Below are 244 nucleotides of genomic sequence, written 5' to 3' on the forward strand. Positions count from 1 at the left end.
GCGTTATACGTCAGATCTTTGATTTCAATAATTATAAAGACTGTACAAACCCCACAAATGCTGACAGCCCTCGGGCTGAAGCAGTAGTGGGATATGGATAGTCGGATTTAGCATACAGCCTTAGCAGCTGTTTTGCGCAAACTTTGAGGAGCAATCCTCATCCGTTTTTCACGGAGAGTTTGATTCTGGCTCAGAACGAACGCTGGCGGCGTGGATAAGACATGCAAGTCGAACGGGATATTAT

At 45.5% G+C, this 244-nt stretch carries 1 rRNA gene; it reads left to right on the plus strand.

Annotation, left to right across the window (positions count from 1 at the left end):
• Window positions 1-167: 167 nt before the first annotated feature.
• A 16S ribosomal RNA gene (locus ACTHSQ_RS11400) occupies window positions 168-244 on the plus strand; the annotation flags it as partial.

Source organism: Neisseria sp. P0009.S008 (assembly GCF_051958615.1).
GTDB lineage: Bacteria > Pseudomonadota > Gammaproteobacteria > Burkholderiales > Neisseriaceae > Neisseria > Neisseria subflava.